General features: G+C 56.7%; 8 protein-coding genes. 6 read left to right on the forward strand and 2 right to left on the reverse strand.

The features are described 5' to 3' along the window. Positions 1–97: 97 nt before the first annotated feature. Positions 98–2,041 carry a type II secretion system secretin GspD gene (gene gspD, locus FIV02_RS08415; RefSeq protein WP_152488350.1) on the reverse strand — a complete coding sequence of 648 codons (1,944 nt, stop codon included), beginning with the start codon at positions 2,039–2,041 and terminating at the stop codon, positions 98–100. 4 nt (positions 2,042–2,045) lie between these two features. Next, entirely contained in the window at positions 2,046–2,669 is a 624-nt protein-coding gene (locus FIV02_RS08420) for a type II secretion system protein N (protein WP_256663105.1), read from the reverse strand. 434 nt (positions 2,670–3,103) lie between these two features. On the opposite strand from FIV02_RS08420, the gene FIV02_RS08425 reads away from it, so the two are divergent. The 6 genes from FIV02_RS08425 to FIV02_RS08450 all read left to right on the forward strand — a co-directional run bounded on the left by FIV02_RS08425 (position 3,104) and on the right by FIV02_RS08450 (position 23,263). After that, the gene (locus tag FIV02_RS08425; RefSeq protein WP_152488352.1) at positions 3,104–3,709 is read left to right on the forward strand and encodes a hypothetical protein; all 606 of its coding nucleotides are present in this window, start codon (positions 3,104–3,106) and stop codon (positions 3,707–3,709) included. Positions 3,710–3,937: 228 nt separating this feature from the next. After that, positions 3,938–4,510, forward strand: a complete 573-nt coding sequence (locus FIV02_RS08430; protein WP_172979138.1) for a type II secretion system protein N — start codon at positions 3,938–3,940, stop codon at positions 4,508–4,510. Continuing rightward, positions 4,510–6,321, forward strand: a complete 1,812-nt coding sequence (gspD, locus tag FIV02_RS08435) for a type II secretion system secretin GspD (RefSeq protein WP_152488354.1) — start codon at positions 4,510–4,512, stop codon at positions 6,319–6,321. Before FIV02_RS08430 ends, gspD (FIV02_RS08435) begins: the two co-directional genes overlap by 1 nt. After that, the gene (locus tag FIV02_RS08440; RefSeq protein ID WP_152488355.1) at positions 6,302–7,012 is read left to right on the forward strand and encodes a hypothetical protein; all 711 of its coding nucleotides are present in this window, start codon (positions 6,302–6,304) and stop codon (positions 7,010–7,012) included. The genes gspD (FIV02_RS08435) and FIV02_RS08440 overlap by 20 nt, the downstream gene beginning before the upstream one ends. After that, on the forward strand, positions 6,975–7,781 hold the full coding sequence (locus FIV02_RS08445) for a transglutaminase-like domain-containing protein (RefSeq protein WP_152488356.1): 807 nt from the start codon (positions 6,975–6,977) through the stop codon (positions 7,779–7,781). The genes FIV02_RS08440 and FIV02_RS08445 overlap by 38 nt, the downstream gene beginning before the upstream one ends. A gap of 293 nt (positions 7,782–8,074) precedes the next feature. Next, a complete protein-coding gene (locus tag FIV02_RS08450) occupies positions 8,075–23,263 on the forward strand; it encodes an Ig-like domain-containing protein (protein ID WP_152488357.1) in 15,189 nt (5,062 codons plus the stop codon). Positions 23,264–23,492: the final 229 nt, after the last annotated feature.

A 23,492-nucleotide genomic window follows, 5' to 3' on the forward strand; every position in this document is an offset into this window, starting at 1 on the left:
CGCAAGCGGGAGAGGGGGGCGGCACCGCTGGTCGTAGGAGCGGCTTCAGCCGCGATGGCCGTAGAAGCTGCCGGCGCTAACGTGGCAGGCGATACCCTTACTGGCGCAAATCCACCGCCGGCGCGCCCTGGCCATCGAACAGTTGCGCAGGTTGGCTGGGCAGGATGCTGGGGCGGCCGCCGTTGCTGCTGCCATTGCCGATGATGCGGATATCGCTGTACTTCTTGCCGGACAGCGCCGCCAGGCCGGCGCCGTCGCGTACCACGGTGGGGCGCAGGAAGACCATCAGGTTGCGCTTGATGTGCGACTCGCGAGTGGAGCGGAACAGCCCGCCTATCAGTGGAATGTCACCCAGCAATGGCACCTTGGAAACGGCTTCGGTGACGTCGTCCTGAATCAGGCCGCCGAGCACGATCACCTGGCCATCGTCGGCGAGGATGGTGCTCTTGATCGAGCGCTTGTTGGTCACCAGGTCCACCGCCTGGGCATTGAGCCCGGTGCTCGGCGCGATGGAGGAGATCTCCTGTTCGATCTCCAGGCGCAGGGTGGCGCCTTCGTTGATGTGCGGGGTGACCTTGAGGGTGACGCCGATGTCCTTGCGCTCGATGGTGGTGAAGGGGTTGCCCGCGCCAGAGGCATCGGTGGTGTAGGAACCGGTCTGGAAGGGGACGTTCTGCCCGACGAGGATCTCCGCCTTCTGGTTGTCCAGGGTCAGCAGGCTCGGCGTCGACAGCAGGTTGCTCTTGCTGTTGGCCGACAGTGCGGTGATCAGCGCGCCAAAGCGGTCGCTGCCAACGCCGATGATGGCGCCGTCGGGGAGGGTGGTGTTCTCCGGTATTTCATCGTTCTGCAGGATCTGCAGCACCGAACCGACGGACAGCCCGGTACCGGCGAAGTTGACCCCGCCCAGGCCGCCACGGCCACCACGTGCATCCACCGCCCATTGCACGCCCACGGCATCGGTGATGTCGCCGGAAACTTCGACGATGGCCGCCTCGACCATGACCTGCGCGCGCGGCACGTCGAGCTGACGGACGATGTCCTCGAGGGTGGCGACCTGATCCGGGTCGGCCAGCAGCACCAGGGCGTTGAGGCTCTCGTCGGCCCGGATGAGGATGTTCGACTGCTTGTCGCTGGTCTCGCCGGTCTCCTGGCTCTTCAAGCCCTCGGAGATTTCCCCGAGGGTTTCGGCCAGGGCCTTGGCGTCGTTGTGACGCAGGCGAATCACCCGCGTGTTGGCCGAGCGGCTGGTGGGTGTATCCAGTGAGCGGGCGAGGTCGGCCAGCTTGGTGCGGGCGTCCGGCGGGCCGAGAAGAATCAGGCGGTTGGTGCGGGCATCGGCCACCACCTGGGTAGCGCCGCTGCCCTTGGCCTGGCCACGGGCGATGGCGGTGTTGAGGACCTCGGCGGCGTCCATCACCCAGGCATGTTGCAGGGTGACCACGCTGAAATCCTGCGCGCCGCTCTGGTCGAGCTGGCGCATCAGGTCCTGGATGCGTGCGATGTTGGCGCTGCGGTCGCTGATGATCAGCGCGTTGGCCGAGGTGACGGCAGCCAGGTGACCGTACTGCGGTACCAGCGGGCGGATCAACGGGATCAGTTCGGCTACCGGCACGTGCTGCACCTGGATCAGCCGGGTTTCCAGGCGGTCCGGTGCGGCCCGGCCTTCACCGGCTTCGGCCTTGGCTTCGGCATTGGGCACGATGCGCGCCTGGTCGCCCTGGGTCAGTACGCTGAAACCGTGGGTGGCCATCACCGAGAGGAACAGCTGGTACACCTCGGAGAGGCCCAGCGGGGTGCTGGACACCACGCTGACCTGGCCCTTCACGCGCGGGTCGACGACGAAGGTCTGCCCGGTGATGGCGGCTATCTGGTCGATGAACTCGCGGATGTCCGCACCTTTGAGGTTGATGGTCCAGCTTTCTTCCTGCTGGTTGGCGCTGCTGGGCACCTGTTCGATCTGCGCAAGCAGCGGCAAGGGTGTGCTGGCCAGGCTGGCGGCTATCAGGGCGAGTGTCAGTCGGCTTCGGAGAACAGGCATCGGTTCAGTCGCTTTCCATGGGCTGATCGGGGGGCGTTTCTTCGGGCAGTGTGCCGGAGGCTTCCATCTGTTCGCGCAGCATCTGCATGCGCTGGCGCAGTTGTTCGAGGTTGTCCTGGTCGAGTCGTTCGAGTTGTTGTTGCGGGTCTTCCTGCGTCGCTTCGAACGGTGGGGTATAGCTGTACTGCCCACTCTGCTGGCGCGGGAACCCGAGGCTCTCGCGGCGCCCGTTGCGCAGCAGCTCGACGCGATCGGCATAGATGGCGTCCACACGCACGCCATCGCTCACTTCCATGCCGACGGCATAACGCTGGGCATGCTCGCCCTGGGGCTGGATCAGCGCACTGGAGCGTTGCGGGTCGCTGTGCACGAAGCTGCCGAGCAGGGTCAGCTGCAGATTGGTGGTCGGCGCCGGGCCGCTATCGGCCTGCCGAGGGGCGCCGAACAGTTGGCCGACGGGGGCCTGGCCGTGCTGCACCTGGCCGGAGTCGGCTTGCTCAGGGGTTGGCTGCACCTGGCCGCGTACCAGGCGCAGCAAGTCGGCGCTCTGCCACGCCAAAGCACTACTGACGAGTATCAATGCAAGCAGACCGAGCAAGGGGGGCATCAGGGTGCGATATCGATTCATCGCATGGGACAAGTGCATCACTCCATCAAGTTCTTGTTCTGCGGTGATCAGCGGGAGTGATCATAGCAAGATGTGTGCTTTTGACATCCCCCTTAAGGGGGCTTGAAATCCGTGAAAGCCTGGACGTTGAGCTTGTTGAGGGTTGCAACCGGACTGACATGCCGAGAATGATGTGTTCGCTGTGAAGGTTTCGCAGTGTGCTTGCATCTCATCCAGCATCCTTTGAGGAAGCAAGGAAAAATCTAGGACTTGTCGTAAAAGTGACGACTGGGTTGTACTGTCAATTAGCCTTCAGGGTAGACTCGGCGCCCTATTTCTCCTCCCGAAGACCGATGGATCGCCCAGATGAATCTCTGGGGCATGGAAAGGAACTCTGCATGGGATGCACTCTCCTTCGTTACCTTCCGCTTTGCCTGCTTACAAGCATCGCATGCTTGTTCAGCTACGTAGGTTTGCTCAATCCTGGCATTGATCACCCCTATCGAGGCCCGCACTACAGCACCGAGATGCTGCAGATTGATGTACCGGGTTTGAATGTGCTCGGTGCGAGTGCTCTTGCGCCCGATATCCTACGTGCGAGTAATGCCGCGCTGAGCCAGGACATCACCCTCGACAATCTGCCCAAGCGTCGTCCAATGGCCTTGCAGTGGGGCTTGGCGGACCATCGCCGGGGGAGCGTGCTCGGCAAACGTATCGACTCCGGAGCCCAGGGCCGCATAGCCGGTTATCAGAGCCGCAATGACATCAAGGCCAGCCTGATGCGCGACGACGAAGGGCTGGGGGGCGATGTCAAGGAACATCAAGACGATGAACGGCTGATCCTGGGCTACACCGGCGACAACCTGATTACGGTGAACGGCGTATTGGACCTGCTCTGGAAGCACCACTACGACAGTAAGGGCCTGGCAGGCTGCACCGATTCAGTGGGGCGGCGCGCCAACACGGAATACAACCACTACGGCCAGTTCATCCGTGGCCCATGCACGGGCGGTAGCGAAATCAATAAGTGCTACGAGTCGCAGGTTGGATTTTTGTCGTGACGTATCACCATAAGAACATTGTTGAGGGTGCCTGTCTGGGTGTCGAGTAAGTATTGAGTTGGGCCAAGTTCTAATCGGTCGATGGCCTGGAGCTTATAGTTTTCGTGGTGTGCTCAGAGGTGTTGTTTCATAGTCGGGTGTTGGATTTTTTATTTTGATGCACGGACACCTGATTACTTTTAGGGGGGGCGTTTATATGGTGGGGTTATGTCGGGATTGCACTCTCGTATGATTGAGCGACTAAAGCCGTGGCTGCTTCTTACGGGGCTGTTTTTCATATCCGCTGCCTATTGCGTTGCCTTTTTTCTATGGCAGCACGATCTGTCAACAGAAGCATTGCCGGCAGTCCTGACTATGGATTCTCCTGCGCAGAGTAACAAGCCGGATCACGTCGAATTGGTCAATCTGTTCGGTACGATCAAGTCAGAGACTGCCGTTGCCCCTGTCAAGGAAAGCGCGTTGTCGCTCAAACTGGTAGCCAGTTATGTAGGTGGCAAACAGGGACGTTCGGCTGCTGTGATCGCTCAGAGTGAAAACAGTCACAAGCTCTACTATCCAGGCGATCAGTTAATGCCTGGCGTCGAGTTGGTCGATGTGCAGGTACGCCGTGTTCTGATCAAACGTAATGGTGCATTGGAAAGCGTAAGTCTAGAGGAGCGGCAGCAGCCAGCTCTTCATCGAGCGGCTGCTGAACAGGTCGCCAGGTTACCGGCAGCACCACCTGCCATGAATCCGATCAGCCAGCAGAAGCTGACGGAAAAACTCAATAAATTGCAAGCGCTGGCAAACGGGGAAATTTGATGCGTTGGGGAGCGTTGTTGTGTGCGTTGTTGTTCAGCGTGGCGCTATATGCGGAAGAGGAGAAGCCTGCTGGACTTGATCTGGACATGAAGGATGCGGACATCCGCACCTTGATTGAGTGGGTAGCCGACCAGACGGGCAAGAACATCGTGATCGACCCCCGAGTCAAGGGCAAGGTCACCGTGGTGACCAGTGAGGCGATTCCTGCAGAGGACCTTAATCAGTTGTTGAGTTCAGTGCTCAGCGTGCATGGGTTTGCGCTCATCAAGGAGAATAACGTTTATAAGGTTGTTCCCGAAGTGGATGCCAAGTCCTCCAGCATACCGGTCAATGAGCGTAACGCTACGGCTGGGGATAACGTTATCAAGTTGTTCAAATTGAACAATGTTTCGGCCATTCAACTGGTCAATCTACTCAAGCCGATGGTTCCACAGTCGGCCTATATCGCTGCTTATCCGGATCGTAATTACATTATCGTTGCTGACCGTGCTGTAAACATCGCCAAGATCGATGATCTGGTCGCGCGTCTTGATCAGGCATGGGAAGTGACGACGGATGTCTTTGCCCTGAAGTATGCCAATGCTCAGGACATACTGGCCATGCTCAATGGTCTTTTCCCCAAGCCAAAGGCCGATACACCGGAGGGGTTCTTCTCGATTGGTGCCGACGTGCGAACCAACAGCATCGTGGTGTCTGGTGAGGAGGTTCTACGGCGACAGGTGCATGACGTGGTTATGCGGCTGGATCGCAAAGTGCAAGGTGTGGGTAATACCAAGGTGTTCTATCTGCACTATCTGCGCGCTGCAGACATACTGCCGGTAGTGCAGAGCCTGAGCAGTAGCATTCAAAAGCAGGGGCTCAACGCTCAGGAGTCGTCCGTCGAAGTGAACATTCAGGCCAGTGAAGCGACCAATGCTCTGGTTGTCAGTGGACCGCCTGATGTGATCGATGCCGTAGAGTACATCATCAAGAAACTGGACATTCGCCGCGCTCAAGTCCTGGTTGAGGCTGTGATTGTAGAGGTGTCTGAAAGTGAGGGGCGTGAGTTAGGGGTTGAATGGCGGAGCAGCGCCAGCGCTAAAGGTGGTGATGGTTGGTATGGCGGAACTCTATATCGGGATAGTGCGGGGGCGGGAGCGATAGATGAAGCGCCTAACTTGGTGAGTGGCCTTGCATTAGGTTTCTATCGAAACGGCTCGTTACGGGGCCTGTTCACCGCGCTGGAAACCAGTGATTCGTTGAATATCCTCTCCCGACCCAATCTGGTTACTTTGGATAATGAAGAGGCCAAGATTGTCGTCGGTCAGAATGTTCCTTTCGTTACCGGACGTTCTACGAGTGCTGCCACTCCGGTTGATAATCCCTTCCAGACCATTGAGCGGAAAGATGTGGGTATCACCCTGACAATCAAGCCCCAAGTCAATGAGGGTGACGCTGTTACATTGGATATCACGCAGGAAATATCCAGTGTCTCCAATGCACGTGTCGCTCAGGCGCAAGACATCATTACCAATACACGTTCTGTCAAGACTCGAGTATTGGTGGAGGATGGGCAGACGCTGGTGTTGGGCGGGCTTATATCGGATGAGCAGCAAGGTGGTGATGCCAAGGTGCCGTTCATGGGGCGTATCCCTATCATTGGGGCGCTATTTCGCAGTGATAAGAAAAACAAGACGAAGAACAATCTAATGATCTTCATTCAACCTAGGATCATCCGCAGCAATGATGATGCGCAGTTGGTGACAGGTGGGCGTTATCGCTATATCGATCAAGCAGCCGAGCGAATGGGTTATGACTTCGAAGCGCGTTAAGTGTCTGGTGGCGGCATCGCTGTTGTCGCTTTGGGGGGATGCCAGTGCTTCCGCGTTACCCATTCCCGGATGCTGGGTCAGTCAGGCATCGCAGCAGCTCATCGATGTAGATGGCGAGGGTAGCGTGCAAGGTGCTTGGTCAGTGTCGAGTGGTTCGCTTTTGGCACGCTTGCAGAGCGGGCGAGTTTCTCAGACGTTATTGTTCGCAGGCTATGACATGCTGTCGGTGCGGCGTGTTTGTTCTGAGATGCAAGAAGCTGGCCTTTACAACGCGAACATACTGTTTGGTGGGCGCGAATGGTTGCAGGCCAAGCAAGGCGCTCCAGCTTGGGACTGGCTATTGGTGGGGGCGGAGGATGTGGCGGCCAACCTATTGAGCGGTGAGTTGTCCGGGATGTTCGTTGGTCAGGGCAAGGTGGTGGTAGGGCGGGGATTGGAAAAACTCCCATCAGTCGATCCGGCAGAAGTGGCTGCACAACTGATTGACAAGCAGCAGCGTGTTTTCGAGCCAGTAGTGCTTTTCGTGTCCAGAGATTATCAGCAGCGGTTTTTTGAGTTTTTCTCGAATAATCCATTGCCCGGCGTCTTCCTGTCATTCGATAAGGTTGAGCAGGTGCGCGATACATTGAATAAATATGTGAGCATCTCGGCAGATGACCAGGCGCGCCAACTTAATTATTACTGTGATTAGTGCATTGTTGTGCGGCTCCGCTCAGGCTGGCGAGAGGTTCGAACTTGTTCTGCGCTTGCAAAACGACAGTGCTGGTGTGCTGCCGGCGGCTGAGGTGTGCGGTCTAAAACCGCTTTCGCTAAACGGGCGGGTCAGTGACTGGCGTATTGAAGCTTCAAGTCCTGTGCGAATGCGTTCAAGAGAATATTGCCTCCAGCATGAAGAGTTGGGGCCATACCAGTCGCAACGTATAAGTATGCAGTGGCAGCCTGGTATTGAGGGTCAGGATGAGGCTTGGACGTCAGAGGCATCCTTTGACTTGATCCAAGAGCCGTCTGAACAGTTGCGGCGGTTAGCTAAGTCATTTGCAATCTATCCCAGGCGTGAGCGGGTTGAGCGAATCTTTGCCTGGATGGTTGAGCACATTGCGTTTTTCGGCATACGTCGAGGTGTCGAGGGGGCTGAGCACGCATTGCAAGTGGGTGGGGGGGATTGCACTGAGCACATGCTGCTGGCGGGGGAGTTGCTTGAGCGGAATGGCGTCACAGTTCGAAGAATTTTAGGGGCAGTAGTACCCAACGAACAGCACCGTATAAGTGCTTCTGGATTGCATAACTGGATTGAATATCGAGATAATGGCAGATGGCTAGTCTTCGACTCATCCAGAAGGCTGCTTGGCGCCCCGAAAGACAGCCGTTATCTGGGGGTGCTGTTCTATAGCAACACCCGGCAGCTATCGCTTCAGCCGCTTTTCACGGACTCGCCAAGCTTGAAGTTGTTTTTGCAGTAAGAGCGAAGGGATTGTATGAAAGGACTCGTCGAATGGACTGTTTCTTGTCTCACCTTGCTGGGTGATTTTCTTCGCATATTTTTCCTGTGCTGACTGCTTGTTCTTGTCGGTGTCGTGCTGAGTGGTATTGGCGTACAAGTGCAGTGCAAGAGGGATTTTGACGGTGCTGGGCGCATATTGCGGCTATCGCGGCCGCAATGAACAGCTATGAAGTGCAGGCTTTATAAAATAAACGTTTGTAACGGTTCTTAAAATATCAAGGATGATCCTTGGTCTGAAGGGATTTCAATTGCATGCATCAAACTATTTTTGCTTTTTTCTCTAAGGTAGGGCTGTGTTTGAGCCGTCTTGTCGGGCTTGCAGTTTGCTCGGTCGGATCTGTTCTGCGCAAGGCTCTGCTTTTCAAGAAATTTGTACTTTTAAGCATGCTTTGGATGAGCTCTGCGGTAGCGGTTTCAGCAGAGATTTCAGATCAGCTGAGGCTCTTGAATCCTATGGTTTATTTTTCTGCCGATAACCTGGCTTCGGCGGAGGATGGAAGTCTCAACGAGGTTGGATATGAGTCGCTAAGGTATCTTGGTGGTGAGCCAGTTACAGTACCTAGTTTTTTGGGGGAACATGCCGGTAAAGCGTTGCGCCTGAATGGTCAGGGTTCACTTAGCTTGTTTACCGGTTTTCTGGAGGGGCTGTCCTCTGATGTCGTTCTGGGTGGGTATTTTAATTATCGTTGGGGCGAAGCCGCACCTGAATGGCAGTGCTTGTTTTCTGTTGGTAACAGGTTTGCGCTCTTGTTTGGTGATGGTGGGCTACGCGCATACGTCGATGAGAATGGCGTTAGCCGCTCTGAACATATAGCGGCTGAGCTTGATAAGCCTTCGGATGGCCTTTTTATTGTCTTTGCTCCCTTCGAAGTTGAAGTGTACTTGGGGTTGAAAAAGATATGGGCTCTTGAGGTACCTGATGGTGTCAGCAGTCTGTCTGGTTTGGATATCACCCTTGGTAACTGTTCTTCAAGTGCCAAAGCGGAGCTTGTGAAAGAGAATGTCAGCGGTTTTCAGGGTGACATAGATGAATTGATTGTTGTCCGTAATGACGCATGGCATGAGTTCATGCCCCTACAGCCAACCAGGATGGTCTTGCCGAAAGCCGAGCAGCTGCATGCCAGCCGCTCTTCGGTTTTGGCGCGTAAGAGTGTTGTTGAGAATGAGCTGTCCTGTTCTAATCCCGAGTTAGAGGACGGTTCAGTCGATAGTACGATGACGCGTGCTGTATTGATGATGGCTGCATTTGGATACTATCCGCTTCAAAGTCAGCGATGGTCGGATGGTTTGTATAGTGTGTGGCAGGATGAATCATCTTTTGTTGCGTTTCTATATCCCGAGATCACGAGAAGAGAAAGCCTTAATGCGGAGGCGAGCTATTACGTCAAGGGAGAAGATGATAGCAGATCGCACTATCTTAATTATGAAAGAGCAGAAAATGTTCTTGGAATTTTGAATGGTACTCCTGGGTATAGCTATGGTCGGGATGGGCTCTCTTATCTAGCTCCTATGGAGCAAGCTGTTGAGCGGATAAGGTACGACTGTTCTGGTGACGATGTCGGGTGTCAGAATTTGTATCGTGCACTGGATCAAGGTGTCGCTTTCGGTAAACCAAGCATAAGCTCTTTCAATTTGGTTACTGACTCTTTGCCCTCCGTGTATGAGCGTAGTCTGAAAGAGTTAAGTTTTTCTTTTAGTGCCCCTTTGACTGATCAAAACTCTCCTGCGAAGGTCCTGGACAGCGGACTGGTGAAGCTTTACTTGGCTTCTGATGCCGATTCAGATGCTGAGGTTGAAATACCTGTCAAGGCGCTAGGGCAGGGGCGTGATTTACGACTTGAATTCGAGTCTCGTATCAGGGATGGACGCTATCGGGTCGTGTTTGACGCTTCGCTAAGTTCTAACGCCGGGGTTGCTCTGGGTGAAGAGCGCGTCTATGAGTTCTCTATCGAAGTCGGTGATGTTCTGGTTGATATCAATCGATTTGTTGGGGCTTATGATTCCAGTCTGGATGGTAAAAGGCTGATCGTTGACGGCGCAGAACTGACCATTTCAGGTCATCATGATTTCGAATCTGTCGTTGTCCGTAACCAGGGAGTCATCACTGCTCAGGTCGGGCAGACTCTGCAGATTGCTGCCGAGTCCATATCTGTTGATTCTGTTTCACGGATCGATGTAAGTGGCAGGGGGCTGCTGGGTACCACAGCTATTGGCACATACACAGGTGGTAGTTACGGTGGCCAGGGCGGTCGTTATCAATCGGGGTCCACTAATGCGGCGTATGGCGATTTTCGTGAGCCGAAGGATTTTGGTACTGGCGGCCGTTATGTAAGCAACAATTTCACGCGAGGTGGCGGCTCTCTCAGCCTTGTAGCCAATGTGCTGAAGCTGGATGGCGCCATTCGTGCCAACGGTCAGCACGCTATTAACTACGGTTCTGGTAGTGGTGGCTCCCTTCTGCTGAAGGTGAAATCGCTGAGTCTGGGGGATGGGGCGCGGATCGAGGCTGATGGTGGCGGCTCGAGCAGTGATACCACCTACGGCGGTGGTGGCGGTGGCCGTGTTGCTATTTACTTCGAGACGCTGGAGCAAGGGACGCTGCATGAGCAGGTTCTGGCGCGAGGTGGGCTGTCCAAGCATGCGCAGCCGGGAGCAGCGGGCTCGGTTTACCTGAAGAACCTGCAGAGCGGTGCAGAGGAACTGGTGTTCAACAACACGGGGGTTCCTGATAGCGCGCCTTCCGCCTTGTTAGTTCTGGACGATGGCACGGATTACCGCAGCAAGGTCACGCTGATCAGCTCCACCCTTACAGTGCAGGGCGATGCAGTCTTCTCGGATGTTGATGTCACCAATGGGCGTTTGATTGGAAGCTACCGCAACGCTGAGAACGAGTTGGTGGTGGATGGTTATACCTTCGAGCTGGATCGTAGTGGCAGTTGGTCGAAGGTGCATGTGCTCAATGGTGGTGTCATTACCACGCCTGAAGCATCGAGCGGCTTTGTCCAGGGCATCAGTATTACTGCGGATGAAATAGAAGTAGAGGCCGGTGCACGGATCGATGTAAGCGGCAGGGGGCTGCTGGGTACTACAGCCATTGGCACATACGCAGGTGGTAGTTACGGTGGCCAGGGCGGTCGTTATCAATCGGGGTCCACTAACGCGGCGTATGGCGATTTTCGTGAGCCGAAGGATTTTGGTACTGGCGGCCGTTATGTAAACAACAGTTTCACGCGAGGTGGCGGCTCTCTCAGCGTTGTAGCCAATGTGCTGAAGCTGGATGGCGCCATTCGTGCCAACGGTCAGCACGCTATTAACTACGGTTCTGGTAGTGGTGGCTCCCTTCTGCTGAAGGTGAAATCGCTGAGTCTTGGGGATGGGGCGCGGATCGAGGCTGATGGTGGCGGCTCGAGCAGTGATACCACCTACGGCGGTGGTGGCGGTGGCCGTGTTGCTATTTACTTCGAGACGCTGGAGCAAGGGACGCTGCATGAGCAGGTTCTGGCGCGAGGTGGGCTGTCCAAGCATGCGCAGCCGGGAGCAGCGGGCTCGGTTTACCTGAAGAACCTGCAGAGCGGTGCAGAGGAACTGGTGTTCAACAACACGGGGGTTCCTGATAGCGCGCCTTCCGCCTTGTTAGTTCTGGACGATGGCACGGATTACCGCAGCAAGGTCACGCTGATCAGCTCCACCCTTACAGTGCAGGGCGATGCAGTCTTCTCGGATGTTGATGTCACCAATGGGCGTTTGATTGGAAGCTACCGCAACGCTGAGAACGAGTTGGTGGTGGATGGTTATACCTTCGAGCTGGATCGTAGTGGCAGTTGGTCGAAGGTGCATGTGCTCAATGGTGGTGTCATTACCACGCCTGAAGCATCGAGCGGCTTTGTCCAGGGCATCAGTATTACTGCGGATGAAATAGAAGTAGAGGCCGGTGCACGGATCGATGTAAGCGGCAGGGGGCTGCTGGGTACTACAGCCATTGGCACATACGCAGGTGGTAGTTACGGTGGCCAGGGCGGTCGTTATCAATCGGGGTCCACTAACGCGGCGTATGGCGATTTTCGTGAGCCGAAGGATTTTGGTACTGGCGGCCGTTATGTAAACAACAGTTTCACGCGAGGTGGCGGCTCTCTCAGCGTTGTAGCCAATGTGCTGAAGCTGGATGGCGCCATTCGTGCCAACGGTCAGCACGCTATTAACTACGGTTCTGGTAGTGGTGGCTCCCTTCTGCTGAAGGTGAAATCGCTGAGTCTTGGGGATGGGGCGCGGATCGAGGCTGATGGTGGCGGCTCGAGCAGTGATACCACCTACGGCGGTGGTGGCGGTGGCCGTGTTGCTATTTACTTCGAGACGCTGGAGCAAGGGACGCTGCATGAGCAGGTTCTGGCGCGAGGTGGGCTGTCCAAGCATGCGCAGCCGGGAGCAGCGGGCTCGGTTTACCTGAAGAACCTGCAGAGCGGTGCAGAGGAACTGGTGTTCAACAACACGGGGGTTCCTGATAGCGCGCCTTCCGCCTTGTTAGTTCTGGACGATGGCACGGATTACCGCAGCAAGGTCACGCTGATCAGCTCCACCCTTACAGTGCAGGGCGATGCAGTCTTCTCGGATGTTGATGTCACCAATGGGCGTTTGATTGGAAGCTACCGCAACGCTGAGAACGAGTTGGTGGTGGATGGTTATACCTTCGAGCTGGATCGTAGTGGCAGTTGGTCGAAGGTGCATGTGCTCAATGGTGGTGTCATTACCACGCCTGAAGCATCGAGCGGCTTTGTCCAGGGCATCAGTATTACTGCGGATGAAATAGAAGTAGAGGCCGGTGCACGGATCGATGTAAGCGGCAGGGGGCTGCTGGGTACTACAGCCATTGGCACATACGCAGGTGGTAGTTACGGTGGCCAGGGCGGTCGTTATCAATCGGGGTCCACTAACGCGGCGTATGGCGATTTTCGTGAGCCGAAGGATTTTGGTACTGGCGGCCGTTATGTAAACAACAGTTTCACGCGAGGTGGCGGCTCTCTCAGCGTTGTAGCCAATGTGCTGAAGCTGGATGGCGCCATTCGTGCCAACGGTCAGCACGCTATTAACTACGGTTCTGGTAGTGGTGGCTCCCTTCTGCTGAAGGTGAAATCGCTGAGTCTTGGGGATGGGGCGCGGATCGAGGCTGATGGTGGCGGCTCGAGCAGTGATACCACCTACGGCGGTGGTGGCGGTGGCCGTGTTGCTATTTACTTCGAGACGCTGGAGCAGGGGACGCTGCATGAGCAGGTTCTGGCGCGAGGTGGGCTGTCCAAGCATGCGCAGCCGGGAGCAGCGGGCTCGGTTTACCTGAAGAACCTGCAGAACGGTGCAGAGGAACTGGTATTCAATAACACGGGGGGCTCTGCCAGTGCCCCTGTAAGTCATCTAGATCTTCGTGAAATTAATTATTCAGGTGCGATTTTTCTAAATAACGCTCAGGTCCTGCTTCGTGGTGACTTTGCCAATACTCAAGTGCATAACGTCGATAGCAAGCTTTTTCGTACTGACCTTAGTGATGGTGTCAATCTAGAGGTTGATAATTATACGTTGATCTTGGGTGGGGATACGGTCTGGGAAAGAATGCATGTGCTTAACGGCGGTGTGGTTACCAGTCTGGAGGCTGCTGCTGACTTTGCTCAAGGTATCACTATCACTGCTGATGAAGTTGTGGTGGATGCTAGCTCTCGGATCGATGTCAGCGGCAAAGGGCTGTTGGGTACTACAGCTATTGGTATATACGCCGGCGGTAGTTATGGCGGTAGTGGTGGTACTTCTCAAACGGGATTGACTAATGCTCCCTATGGTGATTTTCGTCAGCCAAGGGATTTAGGCACTGGTGGTCGAGGGGGAAGCAATACGTTCACTCGTGGTGGCGGTGCCCTTGAGCTGAGTGCAGTTAAACTGAAGCTCGATGGCCAGCTGCTAGCCAATGGCCAAACGTCTTATACCCACGGCTCCGGTAGTGGTGGGGCATTGCTATTAAATGTAGATGAACTGGTTTTGGGGGCTGAAGCCAAGATCGAGGCTAAAGGAGGGGGGGCATCAGATTGTTGCTACGCTGGTGCAGGTGGTGGAGGACGAATAGCGATTAACTACAAACAGTGGCAGAAGACTGCGTCAACTGTAATCAGTGCTGTGGGTGGAAAAACAACTCCATGGCCTTATGGAAGTGAACAACACGGTGCCGCCGGTACGGTATATCTAAATAATCAGTCTACCGCAGAGGCCGAACTGATCGTTGATAACACCGGCATAGACAAGGCCAGGGCTGCAACGACTCTGCTAGACGTGAGCGACAATGCTGAGTTCGCCGATAAACTAACAGTGATCAATGCCAATATTGAGCTGGTCGGATCCAAGCTTGGCGAAGTTTCCTTTGCTGACAGCACTGCTTCGCTAAATATTGCCGAAGTATTGCTCTTGCAAGCGAACAATAGCCAACTGACTCAGGTGCGAGATATTGCCGTTACAGACCTGCTGATGGCAGGCGGTAGTTGGATTCAGGCTGGCCATGCGCTAAATGCTGAGCGTTATACCTTCGATGGCAGCACACTGGACCTGAGCGGAGCCTTCAGTGGTGTACAAACTGACCTGATCGTGGATGGTTTCACCGTTGCACTCAATCAGAACGCAACCTGGCGCAAGGTGCGAGTGTTGAATGGAGGATTGATCACCACGCCCGTGGCTTCAGATTCCTTCACCCAGGCTGTAGTGATTACTGCCGATGAGATCGAAGTGGATGCAAGTTCACGGATCGATGTCAGCGGCAAAGGGCAGTTGGGCACCACAGCTATTGGCACATACACTGGCGGCAGCTATGGCGGTAGTGGTGGTGTTTATAACGGCTCGACCAACGAGTCTTATGGCGACTTCCGTGAGCCGACTGATTTTGGTAGCGGTGGTCGAGGGAGTAATACGTTCACCCGCGGCGGCGGTGCGCTTGAGCTGCGCGCAGGGACGCTAAAGTTGGACGGCCAGCTCCTGGCCAACGGTCAATACGTTTCGAGCCAAGGTTCTGGAAGTGGTGGATCGTTGCTGCTACGCGTCGATGCAATCGAGCTGGGTAGCGAGGCGAAGATTCAGGCCAATGGTGGTGGTACGAGTACTTGCGGTACTTGCACTCGTGGTGGCGGTGGTGGTGGGCGTATTGCCGTGCATTTCCAGGAAGTAGATCGCGCGACTTTGTTGCAGCGGTTGCAAGTTCGTGGAGGCTTGAGTTGGAACTACCAGCAGGGCGGCGCGGGAACTCTCTATCTGAACGATAGGAGCAGTGATCAGGCCGAGCTGATTATCGACAATACCGGCGTAGATAGAACCAGGGCTGCTACAACCTTGCTCGATTTGGGCAGTGAAGGTGAGTTAAAAGAAAAACTGACCGTCAACCATGCCAATGTCGAACTCTTGGCTGGTCAGCTAGGGCTGGTGCAGGCCGCTGGTAGCCATTTGCTGCAAAGAGCTGACCTGAACGTCGCCGATCTCCGTTTGGACGCTGGTCTCTGGAATCAGGCAGGCTTTGCTTTGAGCACGAGCAGTTACCGTTTCAGCGGTGCGACCCTGCAGCTCAGCGGCTCCTTCAACCAGACTGTGGACGAGCTCCTGGTGGATAACTACACCATAGAGCTTTCGGATGATAGAAGCTGGCAAAAAATACGCTTGATCAATGGTGGGGTGATTACCACGCCAGCTGCATCGGAGACCTTCACCCAGGGCATCACTCTGACCGCCGATGAGATCGAAGTCGATGCCAGCTCGCGTATCGATGTCAGTGCCAAAGGGCTGATGCCCGGTGCCGACGTAGCCAGCTATTGTGGGGGCAGCCACGGTGGCTTGGGCGGGTCTTACGGTGGTTGCCAGACGAATGCGGTATATGGCGACTATCTGACGCCGGTCACCTTCGGTATGGGCGGTCGCCGTAGCGGGACTTCGGGCATGGTCCGTGGCGGTGGTGCGTTGAAGCTGGTAGCGCGCTCCTTGCATCTGGATGGGCAGCTACTCGCCAATGGTGAAGCGTACCCGAGCAATTCTACTGCTGGCGGCGGCGCAGGCGGCTCCTTGTGGGTCGACACGCAAGTGTTGCTGGGGAGCGCGACTACGCGCATTCAAGCCAATGGCGGTGCCGGCCGTAACTCTGGTGGCTCCGGTGGCGGCGGGCGTATCGCTATTTATTACGCCGGGCTCCAGGGTTTCGATGTACTGAGTCAGATCAGCGTTGCGGGTGGTGTTCGCAGTGGTAGTGCTACAGCAGCCGAGCAGGGTTCGCTACACCTGGAGAATCGTGTGGTCTCGACCGCCGTTGCCGGAGCCGACGTCGATGGCTCTATCGGTCGTGAGATCAATGCCTTCACCGTCGATTTCATTAATGCCGTCGACCCCGAAACGGTCACTGCCAGTGCTGTAGCGTTGAGTGGGCCTCAAGGCGCTGTGCCCATTCAGTCGATCACTGCCCTGAACAGCGTGCGCTACCGCTTCGAGTTGGAGTCGGTGTTGAGTGATGGTCTATATGAGCTTCGCGTTGGGCCAGGTATTCGTTCGGTTCAGGGACGCGGCATGGATCAGAACGGCAACGGTATCGAAGACGAGCCGGGTGATGTATTCGTACGCCAGTTCGTGATCGACCGTCAGGCACCATTGGCGCCTGTAGTCACAAGCCCATTGGTTGCTCCTGCGATCAACTCTATCAATGTTCGCCGTGTCACCCTGACTGGCGAGCGAGAGTCGCAAACAGCCATTCTGGTCAATGGGGTTGTGCAAGTTGCGCTCGGCAACGGTGCCTGGACGATCAGTGACTACGTTCCTGTCGAGGGTGACAGCGACCTGCAGATTCAAGCACGCGATGCGGCAGGCAATCTGTCTCCCGCAAGTGTGGTGAAGCTGAGTGTCGATAGTACGCGCCCGAGCTTCCAGCAGTATTCCCATGGCGGATCTATCAATACTGTGCCGGACTCTGTCTGGGTTCGCTTCGTCGAGGCTGGGAGTGGGTTGGACTTCGCCAACAGCAGCCTGGTACTCAAACGTGGCAACGACCTGATAGCCGGACAGTTGAGCCTGGAAGGCAACACGCTTCGCTTGACGCCTAGCAGCACCCTTCTGGAGGGACAGTACAGTGTTGCTGTGAGCTTGAAAGACCGGGCCGGTAACCTGAGTACCACGACCTTTTCTTTCGCGCTTGACTACACCCCTCCATTGGCACCTGTGTTGGCGGCATACCCTGCCGTTACCACGGTCAATGTACTGCGGTTGAGCATTACCAAGGAAAACGGAAGCTCGTTGATCTTGCGTAATGCCGCCGAGCAGGCCGTTGGTAGCATGTCGGGAGGTGGCACCAACTGGAACTGGGATATCAATCTGGTGCCGGGTGATAACCTGTTTACCCTCGAGCAGCGAGATGTAGCGGGTAACGTGAGCCCGCGTACCTCCATTCAGGTGCGTTTCGACAATGAAGCTCCAGGGCCGGTTCTTTTCAGTATCGACCCTCAGGGTAGCGGTACCGAAGTCAAGCTGGCATGGCCGAACTACGATGAAGTCGCCAACGGCAACGATATCCAGCAGTACCGCATCTATTCAGCCGTTCAGCCGTTCACTCGTGTTGCCGAAGCGCAACTTACGATGACGGTGCCTGGAGGAACGCGTCAGGCCGTGGTGAAGAACTTGCCGCGCGCAGAAACGCGACACTTCGCAGTGGTTGCGGTGGATCAGCAAGGCTTGCTGGTCGATGAGCTGCTATCTCAAGCGGCAACTCCACAAGATATCCAGCCTCCTGCAGACGCGAGCGGCTTCAATGTGCGCTCCTTTGAGGATCGGCTCGAGCTGAGCTGGCAAGCCAGTGTCAACCTCGCGGGTGATCTTTCGGGTTATGTGCTCTATGTCGGTGACGGTGGCGTACAGCGCATCGATCTTCCGCTGCCTGCCCTCGTTGATGGCTTGAGTTATAGCCTCACGGGGCTCGCGGCGGGTTCGGCTCATCCACTGCGATTGGTCGCTGTAGATGGAGATGGCAACGAGAGTGCAGGAGTACGCAATCCAGGTATCACCTGGTTGGGTAATCCGCAGGATCTGCAACTGCAAGCGCTCTCCAATCGGTTTGAGGCACAGTGGAAAGCCGTCCAGCCAAGCGAATGGGTCAGTGGCTACAGGTTGTATGTGGCAGATGAGCCGTTCACTTCCATTCAAGGCATGTCGCCCAAAGCCAAGGTGGGGGTAGGGCAGGTCAGCACGTCGATCGGCGGCTTGCTGAATAACAAGGCTTACCACGTAGCAGTTACGGTGGTGAATGCATCTGGTGGAGAGAATCCGCAAGTGCAGTCGCTCAGCGTCAAGCCTGTTGCCGATTCGGACGGACCGGAGCTGACTGCTCTGACCTGGCATGATGGATCATCGAATCAGGATATTCGTGCAGGTGGTGTGCTGGCTCAGTTGGGTGAGCTGAGGATTCAGGCCAAGGACGAATCTGGCATTGGTCGCGTCGAGTTGAGCCTTGACGGGCAACCCATGGGCATGGCGACTCGGGCAGGTGACTATTACCGTCAGGCCTGGAGTCTGGTTCAGGTGGCTGATGGTCCCCACCAGTTGCAAGTGAGTCTGTACGACACCCTCGATAACCAATCACAGCTTGAAGTGGCCGTGCAGGTTGAGCTGGCTCCGCCAGCGGCTCCGAGCCTGAGTCTGCAGAGCAAGGCCAGCAAGACCAATGCGCCGCAGCAGGTGCTGATCGTTCGTGGCCAGGCCAACAGCCTGGCTCAAATCAGCCACAACGGTAGCGACTTGGGTGACTTGGTCGTGCTTGACGGCAGTGGTCAGGCCCAGGTGCCTTTGACCCTGGTAGAAGGTGATAACCAACTTACCGCACGCCTGCGTTACGGTAGTCGGGAGCAGTTCGGTGCGGCGAGTGAACCACTGCGCGTCAATCTGGACAGCGCCTTGCCTGATACGCCAGGGAGTCTTCAGGCCATCGCCAAGGCACAAGGTATCGTGAACCTGAGCTGGGCTGCTGTGAACGGAGTGTCGGGCTACGACCTGTACGCGGCCAACCAGCCGTTCACCTCGGTGACTGATGCAGGGGTGAGCAAACTCAACAGCAAGGCACTGACCAGCTCCAGCTACCAGCATCAGACAACGGCTGATGGCACCTACTATTACCGTGTCAGCAGCGTCAACACGCTTGGCTCGCAAAGTGCCTTGTCGGTGCCGCAGTCGGTTACTGCAGACAGCACACCACCCAAGGTGGAAGAGGCGCTATACAGCAGTCTGGGGCAGGTCTCCGGTGATGGACGCTTTGCGCCTGGGCGTGTGGACGTCCGCCTGCGCATGAGTGAGGCGCTTCGTAACGCTCCCTTCTTCAGCCTGGATGTACCGCAGGGGGCATCGATTCCTGTGCGTCTGACTCAGGCGGCGAATGATCCGCTGTCTTACCTCGGGAGTTTTGATCTGAGCGCTGCCGTACCGTCCGGGTTGCTCTATGCGCGGGTTTCTGCGCATGACCCAGTGGGTAATGAAGGAACGGAGGTTGTTGAGGGCAAGACCTTGCGTGTGGACACACAGGGGCCTGACTTGCAGCAGCTGTCGCTGTTGCCAGAAAGCCCGGTGGAAAATCTGGTCGACGGCAATCAGGGGCGAGAGGTTCAGGTTGTTCTGCGCCTGAGCAAGGACCCGATCGCATTGCCAGAGCTGACGCCACGCCTCGATGGCCAGGCATTGGTCAGCCAGCCTGGCCCGCTTGCTCTGAGCCTGGATGCCCAGTCGCAGCCAGGGGCACCCATCTACACCGGACGTTTCCGTTTACCAGTCGACGCGGGGCAGCAGAGTGTCCAGCTTCTGAGCTTCGATTATCGGGCCAGCGATGACCTTGGTAATACCAGTGAGCGCATTCTGGGACGCCGTGATTTTCAGGTGTATAAGGGAGACCTGCCGCCACTGGATATCCCTCAAGGCTTGAGCGGTAAGGCGTTGTCGGCGGGGCGAGTGGCTCTGAGTTGGAAAGAGGTGGCGGAGGCAAGCGCCTACCAGGTGTATCGTCGTGGTGATGCTGATAGCGACTTCGTCGCCCTGGGGCGTGTGCGTGAACAGGCCTTCGAGGACAACCTGCCGGTTGCGGGGTTGGCCGATGGGGCTTACCACTATCGTGTGGCCAGTATCCGCGAGCACGATGATAAAGAGGCGGTCAGTCTGCCCAGTGATTCGATCAAGGTGGACGTGCTGAGCCAAGCGCCGGGGGCACCGACTGATCTGTCCATCGAGCTCAACGGTGCAGGAATCGTATTGCGCTGGTTGGCTCCCGAGGCAGGCCAGGTGGTTAGCTACAACCTGTATCGTGCCAATGTCGGGCAGGATCAGCCTATCGATATCGAGGGGCTCGCTCCGCTGCAGAGTGATATTCCGGAGCGCATTGCACTGGATAGTCGCCCGTCTGATGTCGAGCATGCCTATACCGTGACGGCAGTGGATGCTGCTGGTAATGAGTCGGCACCGGCGACAAGTGTGTACCTCAATGCCGGTCTGCTACCGGTACGTGACCTGTCGGTCCACTTGGCTGAAGGGCAGGCGCCACAGTTGCAGTGGGACCACTCTGGTCAGGATGTGGTCGGCTACAACGTCTATGCCGGCACCTCTTCGGAGAAGCTCAACGAGACCTTGATTACGAGCACCAGTTTCGTTGATCACCGTGTCGCGCTGCCCTTTAGTGCCGAGCGTCAGTACAGCGTGACGGCTGTCGATGCTCAGGGTGTGGAGAGCTTGCCACATACGTTGTTGTTACCTGCTCTGAAAGCAGAGCTGCGAGCTGAGCAAAAACTCGAGCGAGGTGTTTTCAATCAGCTCCATTACCGAGTTCTTAACAGTGGCTCCGTTGCTGTCAAACGTTTGCGTTTGCGTGTCGACGTCAGCAGCGAAGGGCAGGTCAAGCAGCATCTGTCCGACTACTTCGATGTTGGTGCTGGTTCTGTGTCCGAAGTAGCGGTCGTGGTTGCTGGATATAAAGATCTGCCAGGTGTCGTACCGCTGAGTGTGGAGATAGTGCAGGCACCACAAGAGGGTGAGTCGGTCAGCATTCAGCGCAATGAGACGATCACTGCAGGTGAGAACACCCTGTTGGTGCAGTTGTTGCCCGACGAGTTCACTCGTGGTGGTAGTGGCAGTGTTCGTGTCCGTCTGGAGAACCCTAGCGCCATCGCAACGGAGTTGATCACTGCGCGCAGTAACGGCAACCAAGTATCGGACGAGATGCGCCTGATACTGGAAGACTTGCAGGGCAACGTGCTGGCGAGTCAGTCGGTCAAAGCCTCCGTGGGCAATGGCTTGATCACTGTCCGCGACGGGCGAACTGTCGCTCGGGTAGGGGGCTATGACGTGCTGGAAACCGGGCCATTCAGCATCGATGTACCGGTGGCTGCACCGGATCGAGTACGTGTGCGACTGGAAGCGGACTTCCTTCACTATCAGACTGGGCTACCAGGTGAGCTGAAGTTGGGTGGTCTGCGTAGCAGTCATGAGTTGAGCCTGGTGGAAGCCCCCTATCGAGGAGAAATCACCGCGATCAGCCCAGAGCAAGTGCAGGCGGGTGACAGCGTGACGATTCGTGGCCGAGCATTGGGGCGTGATGATGCCCAACCGCTAGCAGGAGTGGCGCTGAAGCTGGTGCTCAACGTCCGAGGCTTCGAGCACGTGGTGAGCGTCAATACCGACGAGCAAGGTGTCTTTGAGTATGTGTTCGATACGGCCTCCAGCGACTCCGGGGAGTACTTGCTGTCGTTGATTCACCCAAGTATCCAGCTGCGTCCGCAACATGGACGCTTCCTGGTGCAGGGCGCTGCGTTCTCGCCTGCGTCGGTGAATACCAGCTTCCCGCGTAACTATGAGCAAACCGTCACGGTGGTGGTGGAGGCGGGCCATGACTCACCGCTGGCGAACGTCAGGTTGGAATATGTACAACCTGACGGCAGCAGCGGCTTGCCGACAGGGCTCAAGGTGCAGCAGGGTGGTGCGCTCAACCTGATTGCCAAGCAACGCGGCAATTTGACTCTGCGCATCAGTGGGGACAACGGCGCGGCTGAGTCTGGGTTGCTGGATTATCGCATCGTCGCCGACGGTCTGGAGCGGCCTATAGGGCAGGTGCGTATCCAGTACAAGCTTGTGCAAGCCCAGCCGTTGGTCCGAGTCGCTCCGACGCAGATCCGAACCGGCGTCTCGCGTGAGGCTGAGCAGGTTGAGCAGGTAACCCTTAGCAACCCGGGTCAGGATGTGCTGCGCAACGTTCGCGTCAGCCTGCTCGATGAGCAGGGCGGCGCAGCACCTGGCTGGGTTAGCCTGCGAACTGCTGAGCGTTTGGGCGATTTGCCTGTGAGTGCCAGTCAGTTGATAGGGGTCGCGTTCAGTCCCGACGCCGCCGTGGCGGAAGGCGACTACTACTTCACCCTGCGCATCGAAAGCGATAACGCGCCGGTGGCCAATGTGCCGATGAGTGCATCGGTTACCCAGTCAGGGCAGGGTGGGGTGATTTTCCAGGTGGAAGACATCTACACCGGCACGTTGAACGAGCAGGGGCAGCGGGTTTTGGGGCTCAAGGGCGCCAAGATCAAGCTGCAGAACCGCAACGTACTGAGCAGTGAGTTCAGTGCGACCACCGATGATCGTGGCCAGGTACTGCTGGAGAACATTCCTGCCGGTGAATACAGCTACCGTATCTCTGCGTGGGATCACGATGATCTGTCGGGGCAGCTGTGGATCAAGCCGGGTGTAGTCGGCGATGAGCGGGTTTTCCTGATGAGCAAACTGGTCACCGTGGAGTGGTCGGTGAAGGAAATCACCGTCGAGGATCGCTACGAAATCATCCTCAACGCGACGTTCAAGACCAACGTCCCGACCGCGTTGGTGATGATCGAGCCGTTGTCGATCAACCTGCCGATGATGCGCAAGGGAGATGTGTTCCAGGGTGAGTTGACGCTTACGAACTACGGATTGATCCGTGCCGACAAGGTGCAAGCGAGCTTGCCGACGGGGGATGCGCGCACGCGTATCGAATACCTACGGACGGTGCCGGAGACGCTGGAAGCGGGAGATGTGCTGGTGGTGCCATATCGCATCGTGGCGCTGCAGAGTTTCGACCCGGATGACGAGCTCAACGGAGCGGCCGGCTGCTGGAGTTTCAATTACCAGGGTGTGGTGAACTACGAAAGCCAGTGCGTCAATGGCCAGATCATTCCGGGGCGAGCCAATGTGGCTTGGAGCGCGAATGGGCGTACCGGAAGCTGTGGCGGCGGTGGTGGTGGCAGTATCGGTGGTGGTGGTGCCAGCGGCTGGGGCGGTTGGGGCGGTTCATGGGGGAATGGTTTCATTCCGCGGCCGACCCCCTTGACCTCGACCAAGCAGTGCGTACCACCACCAGATTGCGACAACGGCAATTGCGGCGGCGGTAACGGCGGCGGCGATTAAACGTAGGGCGGCGGGTCAAGACCCGCCGTTAGGCCCGCGCCTCAACGAGATTCACAGGCTTATACGGACTTTTGGAAAGGGCGGCTCTACCCGCCCGGGTTTTCAGCTGTGCTGGCTTATATAGCGCCCCTACGGCTAGCGTGAAAGTCGCGTAGCGACGCCCTCTTTGATGCCCTTCTCCCACCGGGAGAAGGTGGCGCGAAGCGCCGGATGAGGGGCATGCCGCGCA

Source organism: Pseudomonas sp. THAF187a (assembly GCF_009363395.1).
GTDB classification, from domain to species: Bacteria; Pseudomonadota; Gammaproteobacteria; order Pseudomonadales; family Pseudomonadaceae; genus Aquipseudomonas; species Aquipseudomonas khazarica.